Here is a 12,627-nt window from a genome sequence, read left to right on the forward strand (position 1 = left end):
CGTCAGCGACGGGGCTCACACCTGAGTTTGGCAGGCGGACGCGGGGTGCGTAAGCGATCGGCGTACACGGATGTGGCGGCGGCGGGTCGGGAGGCCGAGGGTGGGCTTCGTGATGGCCCAGGCCGCGCCCTTGCAGACCAGTTCCTTGTAGGTGGCGGCGAGTCGGCCCGTCAGGGCCGTGCTGACGGCGCGGTCGTCGGCCGTGACGTACTGGATGAGGCCGTCGCGGCGGCCGAGCGAGATGCACTGGTTGAAGTAGCGGAGCGGGATGGTCGGGATCTTTCCGCCGGTCAGGCGGGCCGCGATGGCGTCGGCGGCCTGCCAGGCCATGGGGCTGCCCGTGGCGCACGACATCCGCAGCGGCTTGTCGCCGGGGCCCAGCGCCATGGCGGAGTCGCCGACGGCGTACACGTCGGGGTGCGAGACCGAGCGCATGGTCCGGTCGACCATGATCTGGCCCGCGTCCGTGAGCTCCAGGGTGGTGGCCCGCGCGAGGGAGTGCGCCGCGAAGCCGGCGGTCCAGACGGTGACCGCGGCCGGGAGGTCCGTGCCGTCGGCGGTCGTGACGTGGTCGGCCGCCACGGCGGTGACGGCGGCCCGCTCGTGCACGGTGATGCCGAGCCCGTCGACGACCTTCCGCAGATGCCCGCGGCCCTTCGGCGAGAGCCAGTCGCCGAGTCCGCCCCGTACCGCGAGGGCGACGTCCAGGTCCGGGCGCGCCTCGGCGATCTCGGTCACGGCCTCCAGGCCGGTCAGGCCGCCGCCGACCACGACCACGGGCTGTCCCGCGTCCAGCCGGGCCAGGCGGTCGCGCAGCCGGAGCGCGCCGGGGCGGCCGGCGATGTCGTGGGCGTGCTCGGCGGTGCCGGGGACGCCCTGGCTGTTCCAGCCGCTGCCGAGGGCGTACACGAGGGTGTCGTAGGGGAGTTCCTCCGTCCGGCCGGCTCCGACGGTTTCCTCTCCGGTGCCGTTCGCGACCGCGGCCGCCGTGACGGTGACCGTCTTGCGGTCGACGTCCACGGCGGTGACCTGCGCGAGCTTCAGTTCGACGCCCGTGCCCGCGAACATCTCGCTGAACGGCCGGGGCCTCAGGTCCTGGCCCACCGCCAACTGGTGCATCCGGACGCGCTCGACGAAGTCGGGCTCGGCGTTGACGAGGGTCAGGGCGATGTCCTCGCGGTGCAGCCGCTTGGCGATGCGCCCGGCCGCGACGGCTCCGGCGTAACCGGCTCCGAGGACGATGATGCGGTGCTGCTGCATGTCCGTGCTCCTGTCTTCCGCGGGTTCGCCCCTTGAACCGGGCAGCCCGGCGATTCCTGACAGGGATGCGGTGTGAAGCAGGTCACAGTGGGGTCAGGAGAGCGTGAGCAGGGGTTCTCCGTGGTCGGCGGCGGCCCACTGCCGGGTCGCGCGCTGGAGCTTGTCCGGGTTGACCTGGTTGCGGAACGCGGCGATGCCCTCGGCGTCGATCTCCAGGCACATCACGCCGACCACCACGCCGTCGACGACCGCCACGAGGGCGGGGGCGCCGTTGGCCGCCGTGATGTGGATCTCGGCCGCGCCGCCGACGAGGGCCCGCTTCGCCGGACTGGGCTTGAACAGGCCCCGCATGAACTTCGCGACCGCGAGAGCGCCCTCGAACGCCTTGGCGCGCGCCGGGACCTTCCCGCCGCCGTCGCCGATCGAGACGGCGTCCTTGGTGAGCATCCGTACGAGCTGATCGATCTGCCCGCTGGTGGCGGCCGCGAGGAACTCCTCCACGATCCGCCGGGCGGCTGCCTCGTCGACCTCGGAGCGGGGCCTGCCGTCCGCGACGTGCTTCTTGGCGCGGTGGAAGATCTGCTGGCTGGCGGCCTCGGTGAGGTCGAGGATCTCGGCGATCTCCCGGTGCGGGTAGTCGAAGGCCTCCCGCAGCACGTACACCGCCCGCTCGTTGGGGGTGAGGCGTTCGAGCAGGGTGAGGACCGCGTACGAGAGCGAATCGCGCTGCTCGGCCGTGTCGGCGGGGCCGAGCATCGGGTCCCCGGCGAGCAGCGGCTCGGGGAGCCATTGGCCCACATACGTCTCGCGGCGCGCGCGGGCCGAGGTGAGCTGGTTGAGGCACAGGTTGGTGAGGACCTTCGTCAGCCAGGCCTCGGGCACCTCGATGCGGTCCACGTCGGCGGCCTGCCAGCGCAGGAACGTGTCCTGCACAGCGTCCTCGGCCTCGCTCGCGGAGCCCAGGAGGCGGTAGGCGATGGCCTCCAGGCGTGGCATGGAGGCGGTGAACCGGTCCATGTCGTTCACGGTCAGGGCCATGGTCGCGATCCTAGCTTCCGCCACCGTCACGGCGATCGGGATCCTTGCGTTCCGAGGGCGCGGGATCAGATGATCGTTCTTTCACTTCGAATATGGGGGTTGGGGCATGGCACTCTTCGGGAACGCGCACGCGATCGATCCGGCGCAGGCGCAGCAGGACTACGCGCGGCTGCTCGGGCAGGGGGAGCAGGTGCACGCCGCGTACCTGCTGATCCGCGACACGATCTTCTTCACCGACCGGCGGCTCGTGCTGGTCGACAAGCAGGGCATCACCGGCAAGAAGGTCGAGTACCACTCGATCCCGTACCGGAGCATCACGCACTTCGCCGTCGAGACCGCCGGCACCTTCGACCTGGACGCCGAGCTGAAGATCTGGATCTCGGGCAGCCCGATGCCCGTGCAGAAGACCTTCACCAAGGGCGTCGACATCTACGAGGTGCAGGCGATCCTGACGCAGTTCGTCGCCAAGTAGGTGCCGAGGTGGGAGGCCTCCAGGGATCCGCGGGGATCCCTGGAGGCCTCCCCTTTTGGGTGAACCTGTCTTATTTGCATGTCAGTTGAATATGCCTTCGGCCTAGCTTGCGTGGCGGAGGTGATGATCGATGGACGCGATCGACATCGATGACTTGGTGTACGCCGCCACCGGCGCGCCCCTGCGGCGCCTGACCGCGCCCGACGGGGCCCACTGGTTCCCGGTGGTGGACGTCGCGAAACGGCTGGGGTACGCCGGGTCGCGGGAGGCGCTGCGGACCGTGGCGCTGCCCGAGGCGTGCCTGGCGTCCGCCCGGGAGCTCGCCGAAGGCGACGAGTTCCCCGGCCGGTACGGAATCAGGGCGACGACCCGGATGGTGAGCCTCCAGGGGCTCGTCCAGCTCGTCGGGGCGTGCCGAAGACCGGAGGCCGGGCCCTTCCGGGCCTGGGCGGCCGAGGTCGTGGCGACGGTCCAGCGGTACGGCGGCTACGGGCTCGAACCCTCCCCGGTGCACACCGGGTTCGTGCTGCCGCCGGAGCTGGTCGACGTTCTCGTACGGCTTGAGGGGCGGTTCGACGAGCGGGCCCCCGCGTACGCCGAGCACACCGAGTACGCGGAGCTGCTCCGCGAGACCCGGCAGAGCCTCTCAAGGGTCGCCGACTCCCTTGAGCGGCTCTCCGTGCCCCGTCAGCGCACCGGCGCCGCCGTCGCGCTCACCCCGCAGCAGCTCGTCGAGTCCTGGGCCGTCACCGGGGACGTACGGACGGTCGCCTTCTGCCTCGCTTCCGCCCTGGTCCGGGGCGGTGTCCGCTACCGGACCCAGGACGTCACCCGGCGCACCGGTCTCTCCCGCGAACGCGTCCGGGACTGCGTGCGCCTCCTCGTCGAACGCGGCTGCATACGAGAGGTCGGCGGGCCCGACGGGGACGGGGCGCGGATCTACGTCCTGCCCTGAGGCACGCGGATCTACGTCCTGCCCTGAGGCACCAGCCCGGCCTGCGGCGCCACCGCCACCACCTGGTACGCGTCCGCGTAGACGATCCTGCCGGGCCGGGCGGACTCCAGGCGTACGCAGGGCACGCCGTGGTCGCGCAGGATGCGCAGGTACGGGGCCACCCGGGCCAGCGCCTCGGTCGCCGTCGGGCGGAACCAGGCGGCGGCCCCCGGGTTCAGGTGCGGGTCGTAGACCGTGGGGTCGGTCGCCGTGGGGTTCGGGAAGTGGGCGTCGTACCAGTCGTTCGACGCGCGCCAGACGGCGTACTCCTCCGGGGAGAGCCTGCCCTCCCGCGCCAGTGCGTTGGCCAGACCGAAGACGCCGGGGTGATGTCCCCGGGGGCTCCTGGTCGGGGACTGGAAGCGGATGTGGCGGAGACTGGGGGGTCGGCGCGGGGACGGTGGCTGTGGCTGTGGCTGTGGCTGTGGCTGTGGCTGTGGCTGTGTCTGTGTCTGTGTCTGTGTCTGTGGTTGTGGTTGTGGCACGGGCAGGGGCAGGGGCAGCGGTGGTGGCAGGGGTGCTCGCACAGAGGCAGCTTGCACCAGGAGCGTCGGGTCGTGCCGTGGTGTGCGTGTGGAGGAGGAGCGGCGTGGAGTGGCGGTGTCGGGGGATCACCTGGAGCGGCGGGGCGCCCGGGCTGAGGTGGCAGGGCGGGAAGGTCAGCCCCCTCTCGTACGGGCAGCAGCTCGCCTTCCGTGCCGTGGGGGAGCGGCGCTGCCCCGGGGCCCGGGGAAACCCCTGCCCCCTGGACGCCGTCGTGCCCGGCCGGGCCACCGGTGGGCGGTGCCCGGAGTGCGCGCGGCTCGACCGGGCCCACTCGGTCGCCGCCGACACCTTCCTGGACGATCCGCAGCCGTACCGCGTGTACCTGGCCTGGTTCGGGCCCGGGATGACCAAGGTGGGGATCACCGCGGAGGCCCGGGGGGAGGCCCGGCTCCTCGAACAGGGCGCCGTCACGTTCAGCTGGCTCGGGCGGGGACCGCTGATGGCCGCCCGGCGGACCGAGGAGGTGCTGCGGCAGGCGCTGGGAGTCCCCGACCGGGTCGCGTACGAGCGGAAGCGCGCCGCCCGGCACGCCCTGCCGTCCGCGCCCGACCGGGCCGGCGAGGTCGAGGCCTTGCACCGGCGTGCGGCAGCGGTCGACGGCTGGACGGAGACCCTGGAACCGCTGGCGTTCGCCCCGCGCGACCATGTCGGCGTCTTCGGTCTCGACGGGCTGCCGCCGCTCGCCGGCACGGTCTCCGAACTGGTCGACGGGGGAGTCGTCCGCGGGCGGCTGCTCGCTGCTGCCGGACCCGATCTGCATCTCCTCGACTCCGGCGGACGCTGCCTCGCCCTCGACACCCGGCTGATGGGCGGGTGGGCGCTCCAGAGTGCCGGGAAGGTGGCGGAGGGGGAGGAGGGGGCCGGGTTCTCGGTGCCGGTTGCTCCGGTGATCGCCGCCGATCCGGAGAGCGCTCAGGGCGAGCTCTTCTGACGCTTCGGCCGGGACGGCGCCGGGAGAGCCACTTCGGCTGAGGCGGCGCCGGGAAGGCCGCTTCGGCCAGGACGGCTCCGGGAAGCCGCTTCGTAAAGTCTTGGATCCCTTTGCCCCGCAGCCGTGGACAGGCCCGTCCGGCCCCGGCGAGGGTGATCACATGACCCAGAAGCTGGTGGCGGGCATCGAACCGCCGTATTACACCGCCCTGTTCACTTCCATCCGCCCCGAGGCTCCCGAGGGCTACGCCGAGACGAGCACCCGCATGCAGGAGATCGTCAAGGAGATCCCCGGCTTCCTCGGCTACGAGGCCGCCCGCAGCCCCGGGGGCATCGGCATCACCGTCGCCTACTTCCGCGACCTGGAGTCCCTCGACGCCTGGCGCCTCGACACCGAGCACCAGGCCGCCAAGGCGTACGGCCGCGAGCACTGGTACGAGAGCTACAGCGTCCACATCGGCAAGGTCGAGCGGAGCTACAGCTATGAGCGGGAGTGACACCCCGGCGGGCGCGGCGGGGACGGCGGGCGCGGTCGGCGCCACCGACATCCCCGCGCTGCTCGCGCGCCTCGGGATTCCCGGGCTCGTCGACGTGCACACGCACTTCATGCCGCAGAACGTCCTCGACAAGGTCTGGGCCTACTTCGACGCCGTCGGTCCCCTGACCGGCCTGGAGTGGCCCATCACCTACCGCGAGGAGGAGGACCGCCGGCTCGCCCTCCTGCGCGGGTTCGGGGCCGTCGCCTTCACCGCGATGCTCTACCCGCACAAGCCCGGCATGGGCGCCTGGCTGAACTCCTGGGCCGCGGACTTCGCCGCCCGTACCCCCGACTGCCTGCACACCGCGACCTTCTTCCCCGAGCCGGGCGTCGACCGGTACGTCCACCAGGCGCTCGACTCCGGCGCCCGCGTCTTCAAGGTGCACCTCCAGGTCGGCGGTTTCGACCCGAGCGGCAGCGAGCTGGACTCCGTGTGGGGAACCCTCGCCGACAGCGGCACTCCCGTCGTCGTCCACTGCGGCTCCGGGCCCACCCCGGGCAACTTCACCGGTCCCGGGCCCATGGGAAGGGTGCTGGCCCGCCACCCCCGGCTGCGGGTGATCGTCGCGCACATGGGGATGCCCGAGTACAGCGACTTCCTCGACCTCACCCAGCGGTACGAGGGCGTCCACCTCGACACCACCATGGCCTTCACCGACTTCAGCGAACGGCTCGCACCCTTCCCGGAGGCGGAGCTGAAGCGGCTCGTCGACCTCGGCGACCGGATCCTCCTCGGCTCCGACTTCCCGAACATCCCGTATCCGTACGCGCACCAGCTCCACGCACTCGAACGCCTCGGGCTCGGGGACGACTGGCTCCGGCGGGTCCTGTACGAGAACGGGGCCACGTTGTTTCACGTGAAACCGTGACACCGAGGCAGCGGTTCTGAGGTCCTTTCTCCTTTCTCAGCGAATTCACAGGAAAGGGAAAGAGGGCTCTCAGCGGCGGCCGACAACGTGGGCCGCATGACCGTCACCACACGCCGCCCCGGCACCCGCGCCGACATGCTCCGTGCCGACGGCACCGCCGTCCGCGTCCTCGTCGTCGACGACGAGGCCTCGCTCGCCGAACTGCTCTCCATGGCCCTGCGTTACGAGGGCTGGCAGGTGCGCAGCGCCGGGGACGGCGCCGCCGCTCTGCGCGCCGTACGTGAGTTCCGGCCCGACGCCGTACTCCTCGACATGATGCTCCCCGACGCCGACGGGCTCAGCCTTCTCGGCTCGATCCGGCGCGAGCTGCCGGACGTGCCGGTGCTGTTCCTGACGGCGAAGGACGCCGTCGAGGACCGGATCGCCGGACTCACGGCCGGTGGCGACGACTACGTCACCAAGCCGTTCAGCCTGGAGGAGGTCGTCGCCCGGCTGCGCGGTCTCATCCGCAGGTCCGGGGTGGCGGTGGCGCGCAGCGAGTCGCTGCTCATCGTCGGGGACCTGACCCTGGACGAGGACAGTCACGAGGTCACCCGGGGCGGTGAGTCGATCCATCTCACCGCCACCGAGTTCGAGCTGCTGCGCTACCTCATGCGCAATCCGCGCCGGGTGCTCAGCAAGGCGCAGATCCTCGACCGGGTCTGGTCGTACGACTTCGGCGGCCAGGCCAACGTCGTCGAGCTCTACATCTCCTATCTGCGCCGGAAGATCGACGTGGGCCGCGCCCCGATGATCCACACCCGGCGTGGAGCCGGCTATCTCATCAAGCCGGGGGAGTAGCGTCCCGTGCGCGTACGACGCCGGGGGCCGTGGTCGCTGCGCACCCGGCTCGTCGTCTCGGCGGTCGCTCTGATCGCGGTCGTCGCGGCCGTCATCGGCGCGGTCACGACGATCGCTTTCCGCTCGTACCTGTACGACCAGGCCGACGAGCAGCTCCACAACGTCTCGCGGCGCGCGTCGGGCCCGCCGGCTGCCCTGGCCCCCGGGTCGGGTCTGCCCGACCCGGGCCGGGTGAAGGACCCGCTCTCGTTCGTGCAGGGCCCCGGCGCCCCGATCGGCACGCTCGGCGCGGTCCTGGTCGACGGCGAACTGACCTCGGCCGGCTACTCGGACGAGGCCGAGGCCGAGGTCGCGGGGAAGGACCAGGCCGCGGGCGAGGCCGATGGCGGGGCCGCGTTCGAGGCCGAGGCCGGGGACGGTGGGAGGTACGGGCGGAACGTGCGGACCACGGAGCTCGACGCGGCCCAGCGGGCCGCGCTGGCCGCCGTCCCCCGCGACGGCGAGCCGCACACCGTCGAGCTGCCCGGCGGCCTCGGCTCGTACCGGGTCGAGTACGCCGTCGGGGTCCAGGGCGCGTTCCTCACCGGCATCCCGCTCGCCGGGGTCGAGAAGGCCCTGTCCACCCTCGTCCTCGTCGAGCTGAGCGTCACCGGCGCCGGGCTCGTCGCGGCCTCGCTCGCCGGGACCGTGCTCGTCGGGGTGGCCCTGCGGCCGCTGCGGCGGGTCGTCGCCACCGCGGGTCAGGTCGCCCAGCTGCCGCTGCACAGCGGCGAGGTGGCGCTCCATCAGCGGGTCCCGGAGACGGAGGCGGATCCTCGGACCGAGGTCGGCCAGGTCGGCGCTGCCCTCAACCGGATGCTCGACCACGTCCGCTCGGCCCTCGAAGCCCGACAGCAGAGCGAGACCCGGGTCCGGCAGTTCGTCGCGGACGCCAGCCACGAACTGCGCACCCCGCTGGTCTCGATCCGGGGGTACGCGGAGCTGACCCGGCGCGGCCGGGAGCAGTGCGGGCCCGACACCCGGCACGCGCTCGGCCGGATCGAGTCCGAGGCGACCCGGATGACGGGCCTGGTGGAGGACCTGCTGCTGCTCGCCCGGCTCGACGCCGGACGCCCCCTCTCGTACGAGCCCATCGATGTCGTGCCCCTCGTGGTGGACGCCGTGAGCGACGCCCGCGCCGCCGGGCCGGGCCACCACTGGCGGCTCGAACTGCCGGAGGGCCCCGGGTCGCCCGTACGGGCCGACGGCGCCCGGCTCCAACAGGTGCTCGTCAACCTCCTCGCCAACGCGCGCACCCACACCCCGCCCGGCACGAAGGTCACCGCCCGCGTCCGTACGGAGCACGGCGCGGTGCTCGTCGACATCGCGGACGACGGGCCCGGCATCCCGTCCGAGCTGCTGCCCTCCGTCTTCGAGCGGTTCGCGCGCGGCGACGCCTCCCGCTCCCGGCACGCCGGATCCACCGGCCTCGGGCTCGCCATCGTGCGCGCGGTCGTCCTTGCCCACGGCGGCGAGGTGAGCGTCGAAAGCGCCCCCGGCCGGACCGTGTTCACCGTCCTGCTGCCCGCGGACCAGGACGTCCGTCCGGACTCACAGGCGGGGCACAGGCTCATCACACGGCCGTGACAGCGGCCCCGGCGAGTGTCGGTGCCATGCGAACCCCAATGATCGCGGGGCCCACATCCACGGCCTCCGGAAGGACCGACGCCCTCCCCGCGCGGGAACACCTGCCGGTGAACATCGCGGGGCGGCCCGTCCTGGACGTGGTCATCCCCGTCTACAACGAGGAGAAGGACCTGGAGCCGTGCGTCCGCCGGCTCCACGAGCACCTCCTCCGGACCTTCCCGTACGGCTTCCGCATCACCGTCGCCGACAACGCCTCCACCGACACCACCCCGGCCGTCGCCGCCGGCCTCGCCGCCGAGGTGCCCGAGGTGCGTTCCGTACGGCTCGAACAGAAGGGGCGCGGCCGGGCGCTGCGGACGGTCTGGTCGGGCTCGGACGCACCCGTCCTCGCCTATATGGACGTCGACCTCTCCACCGATCTGAACGCCCTGCTGCCGCTGGTCGCACCGCTCATCTCCGGCCATTCCGACCTGGCGATCGGCTCACGGCTCGCCCGTTCCTCGCGGGTGGTGCGCGGGCCGAAGCGGGAGTTCATCTCGCGGGCCTACAACCTGATCCTGCGCGGCTCGCTCGCCGCCAGGTTCTCCGACGCGCAGTGCGGATTCAAGGCGATACGGCGGGATGTCGCCGAGCGGCTGCTTCCGATGGTCGAGGACACCGGCTGGTTCTTCGACACCGAGCTGCTCGTCCTCGCCGAGCGGGCCGGGCTGCGCATCCACGAGGTGCCGGTCGACTGGGTGGACGACCCCGACTCGACCGTGCACATCGTCAGGACGGCGACCGACGACCTGAAGGGCGTCTGGCGGGTCGGGCGGGCCCTCGCGACGGGTTCGCTGCCCCTCGACCGGCTGGCCAGGCCCTTCGGGGACGACCCCCGGGACCGCGAACTCAGCGGGGTGCCCGGCGGACTCGCCCGGCAGCTGGTGGGCTTCTGCGTGGTCGGGGTCCTGTCCACGCTCTTCTACCTCGCCCTGTACTCGGCCTTCCGGCTCGGCGTGGGCTCGCAGTCCGCCAACGCCGCCGCCCTCCTTGTCTCCGCCGTCGCCAACACGGCGGCCAACCGGCGGCTCACCTTCGGGGTACGCGGCCGGGGCGGGGCCGTCCGCCACCAGGCGCAGGGCCTGGTGGTCTTCGCCATCGGCCTGGCCCTGACCAGCGGTTCGCTCGCCGCCCTCGGCGCGGCGAGCGGCGACCCGGCCCACTCGACCGAGCTGGCCGTCCTGGTCGTCGCCAACCTCGCCGCGACCGTCCTGCGCTTCCTGCTCTTCCGGCTCTGGGTCTTCCCCGACCGGCCCGCCCCGCGGACTCCCTCAAGGAACTCAAGGAACGAACGATGACCACCCCGTCCACCGCCGTCCATGCCGCACCCCGCGCCGGCCGGCTCACCCGGCTGTGGCGCGGGCGCGCCGAGGACGCCCCCTGGGTCCGGCCCGCCTTCCTCGGCCTGCTCGCCGTGACCACCGCGCTCTACCTGTGGAACCTGAGCGCCTCCGGCTACGCCAACTCCTTCTACTCCGCGGCCGTCCAGGCGGGCGCCGAGAGCTGGAAGGCCTTCTTCTTCGGCTCGCTCGACGCGGCCAACGCCATCACCGTCGACAAGCCGCCGGCCGCCCTCTGGCCGATGGCCCTCTCCGTCCGCCTCTTCGGCCTCGGGTCCTGGCAGATCCTCGTGCCCGAGGTGCTCATGGGCGTGGCCACCGTCGCCGTGCTCTACGCGGCCGTACGACGCCGGTTCGGCGCGGGCGCGGGCCTGATCGCGGGCGGGGTGCTCGCGCTGACGCCCGTCGCCGCGCTGATGTTCCGGTTCAACAACCCGGACGCGATGCTCGCGCTGCTCATGACGGTGGCCGTGTACTGCGTGCTGCGCGCCCTGGAGCAGGACGGGGGAGCGGCTCGGTGGCTCGTGTGGGCCGGGGTGGCCTTCGGGTTCGCGTTCCTCGCGAAGACCCTCCAGGCCTTCCTGATCCTGCCGCCGCTCGCCCTCGTCTACGGGGTGTGCGCTCCGGGCGGGATCGGGCGCCGGATCGGCCGCCTCGCTCTCGCCGGGCTCGCGATGCTCGTGTCGGCGGGCTGGTGGGTGGCCCTGGTCGAGCTGTGGCCGGCGTCCTCCCGCCCGTACGTCGGAGGCTCGCAGAACAACAGCTTCCTCGAGCTGACCTTCGGTTACAACGGCCTCGGCCGCATCAACGGCAACGAGACCGGCAGCGTCGGCGGCGGGGGCCGTGGCGGCGGGCAGGGCGGCGGCTGGGGCGAGACCGGTATCGGCCGGATGTTCAACGACTCGGTCGGCGGGCAGATCTCCTGGCTGCTGCCGGCCGCGCTCGTCCTGCTCGTCGCGGGGCTCGTCGTCACCTGGCGGGCGCCCAGGACGGACACGGCCCGGTCCGCGTTCCTCGTGTGGGGCGGCTCGCTGCTGATCACCCTGGCCGTGTTCAGCTTCATGGCCGGCATCTTCCACGAGTACTACACGGTGGCCCTGGCGCCGTACGCCGCGGCGCTCGTCGGTATGGGCGCGGCCGTGCTGTGGGAGGAACGCACCCGGTGGGCCGCGTCGGCGGCCCTCGCGGTGACGGTGGCGGTGACGGCCTGGTGGGCCTGGACGCTGCTCGGTCGTACGCCGGAGTGGCTGCCGTGGCTGCGCTGGGCGGTCCTGGTGGCGGGCGCGGTGGCCGCGCTCGGCCTGTTGTTCGCGGGCCGGCTGGACCGGCGGCTCGGGCTCGGGTTCGCGGGCCTGGGCCTGGCGGCGGGGCTCGCGGGGCCGTTCGCGTACACCTTGGCGACGGTGGACTCCGGTCACCAGGGCTCGATCGTGACGGCGGGCCCGGCGGGCGCGGGCTTCGGCGGGATGCGCGGCGGGCCCGGCGGCGGCCGGGACGGCGGCATGCGGATGGCGTACGGCTTCCCGGCCGGCGGCGGCCAGGGCCCCGGCGGCCAGGGCCGGCCCCCCGGCGCCCAGGGGCAAGGCCGGATGCAGCCCCCGGGACAGATGCCCCCCAACGGCAACAGCAACGGCACCTCCCCCGCCCCCGAGCGCGCCGGCATCGCTGGTGGCATGGGCGGTCTGCTCAACGGCGCGAACGTCGGTACGGAGGCGAAGGCGGCCCTGCTCAAGGACGCCGACGACTACACCTGGGCCGCGGCCGCCGTCGGTGCCCAGAACGCGGCCAGCTACCAGCTCGCCACCGAGAAGCCGGTCATGGCGATCGGCGGCTTCAACGGCAGCGACCCGTCCCCGACGCTCGCCGAATTCAAGCGGTACGTGGCCGAGGGCCAGGTCCACTACTTCATCGGTTCCGGTGGTGAAAGTGGAGGCGGTGGCGGAGGCGGCATGGGCGGCAACGGCACCAGCGCCCAGATCACCGCATGGGTCCAAGCCACCTTCGAGCAGGTCACGGTAGGCGGTTCCACGCTCTACGACCTCACGTCCGCCACGTAGCCGCGAAGTAATCGCTATACACCGTACGAGAGTCCTTGTACGGTGTACGAGACCCAGTCCCGTACACCGTACAAGGAG

12 protein-coding genes are annotated in these 12,627 nt (G+C 72.6%); 9 read left to right on the forward strand and 3 right to left on the reverse strand.

All coding sequences use genetic code 11. The annotated features are described in order from the left end of the window. Positions 1–15: 15 nt before the first annotated feature. Together ABT034_RS04570 and ABT034_RS04575 are read right to left on the reverse strand one after the other, a co-directional pair. The gene (locus tag ABT034_RS04570; RefSeq protein WP_351211168.1) at positions 16–1,260 is read right to left on the reverse strand and encodes an NAD(P)/FAD-dependent oxidoreductase; all 1,245 of its coding nucleotides are present in this window, start codon (positions 1,258–1,260) and stop codon (positions 16–18) included. Between the two features lie 93 nt (positions 1,261–1,353). After that, positions 1,354–2,298 carry an RNA polymerase sigma-70 factor gene (locus tag ABT034_RS04575; protein WP_351211170.1) on the reverse strand — a complete coding sequence of 315 codons (945 nt, stop codon included), beginning with the start codon at positions 2,296–2,298 and terminating at the stop codon, positions 1,354–1,356. Between the two features lie 106 nt (positions 2,299–2,404). Here ABT034_RS04575 and ABT034_RS04580 point away from each other — a divergent pair, with 106 nt between their 5' ends. Both ABT034_RS04580 and ABT034_RS04585 read left to right on the forward strand, forming a co-directional pair. Beyond that, a complete protein-coding gene (locus tag ABT034_RS04580; RefSeq protein ID WP_351211171.1) occupies positions 2,405–2,770 on the forward strand; it encodes a PH domain-containing protein in 366 nt (121 codons plus the stop codon). A 130-nt stretch (positions 2,771–2,900) separates the two neighbouring features. Then, a complete protein-coding gene (locus tag ABT034_RS04585; RefSeq protein WP_351211172.1) occupies positions 2,901–3,725 on the forward strand; it encodes a BRO-N domain-containing protein in 825 nt (274 codons plus the stop codon). 11 nt (positions 3,726–3,736) lie between these two features. On the opposite strand, the gene ABT034_RS35290 is transcribed toward ABT034_RS04585, so the two are convergent. Next, positions 3,737–4,132: a hypothetical protein gene (locus ABT034_RS35290; RefSeq protein WP_502972797.1), complete on the reverse strand. Its 396-nt coding sequence runs from the start codon at positions 4,130–4,132 to the stop codon at positions 3,737–3,739. Between the two features lie 221 nt (positions 4,133–4,353). Between ABT034_RS35290 and ABT034_RS04595 the strand changes: the two genes are divergently transcribed. The 7 genes from ABT034_RS04595 to ABT034_RS04625 all read left to right on the forward strand — a co-directional run bounded on the left by ABT034_RS04595 (position 4,354) and on the right by ABT034_RS04625 (position 12,549). Next, complete coding sequence (locus ABT034_RS04595) at positions 4,354–5,241, forward strand: DUF2797 domain-containing protein (RefSeq protein WP_351211176.1); 888 nt, start codon at positions 4,354–4,356, stop codon at positions 5,239–5,241. A 160-nt stretch (positions 5,242–5,401) separates the two neighbouring features. After that, positions 5,402–5,737 carry an antibiotic biosynthesis monooxygenase family protein gene (locus tag ABT034_RS04600; RefSeq protein ID WP_351211178.1) on the forward strand — a complete coding sequence of 112 codons (336 nt, stop codon included), beginning with the start codon at positions 5,402–5,404 and terminating at the stop codon, positions 5,735–5,737. Further along, positions 5,724–6,647, forward strand: a complete 924-nt coding sequence (locus ABT034_RS04605; protein ID WP_351211180.1) for an amidohydrolase family protein — start codon at positions 5,724–5,726, stop codon at positions 6,645–6,647. Before ABT034_RS04600 ends, ABT034_RS04605 begins: the two co-directional genes overlap by 14 nt. Positions 6,648–6,743: 96 nt before the next feature. Continuing rightward, positions 6,744–7,487: a response regulator transcription factor gene (locus ABT034_RS04610; protein ID WP_351211182.1), complete on the forward strand. Its 744-nt coding sequence runs from the start codon at positions 6,744–6,746 to the stop codon at positions 7,485–7,487. Between the two features lie 6 nt (positions 7,488–7,493). Next, the gene (locus ABT034_RS04615; protein WP_351211184.1) at positions 7,494–9,113 is read left to right on the forward strand and encodes a sensor histidine kinase; all 1,620 of its coding nucleotides are present in this window, start codon (positions 7,494–7,496) and stop codon (positions 9,111–9,113) included. A 26-nt stretch (positions 9,114–9,139) separates the two neighbouring features. After that, positions 9,140–10,450 (forward strand): bifunctional glycosyltransferase family 2/GtrA family protein, encoded by a 1,311-nt coding sequence (locus ABT034_RS04620; RefSeq protein WP_351211186.1) that lies wholly within the window; start codon positions 9,140–9,142, stop codon positions 10,448–10,450. Next, a complete protein-coding gene (locus ABT034_RS04625; protein ID WP_351211188.1) occupies positions 10,447–12,549 on the forward strand; it encodes an ArnT family glycosyltransferase in 2,103 nt (700 codons plus the stop codon). The genes ABT034_RS04620 and ABT034_RS04625 overlap by 4 nt, the downstream gene beginning before the upstream one ends. Positions 12,550–12,627 lie beyond the last annotated feature (78 nt).

The organism is Streptomyces sp. NPDC002773 (genome assembly GCF_040295605.1).
Taxonomy (GTDB): Bacteria; Actinomycetota; Actinomycetes; order Streptomycetales; family Streptomycetaceae; genus Streptomyces.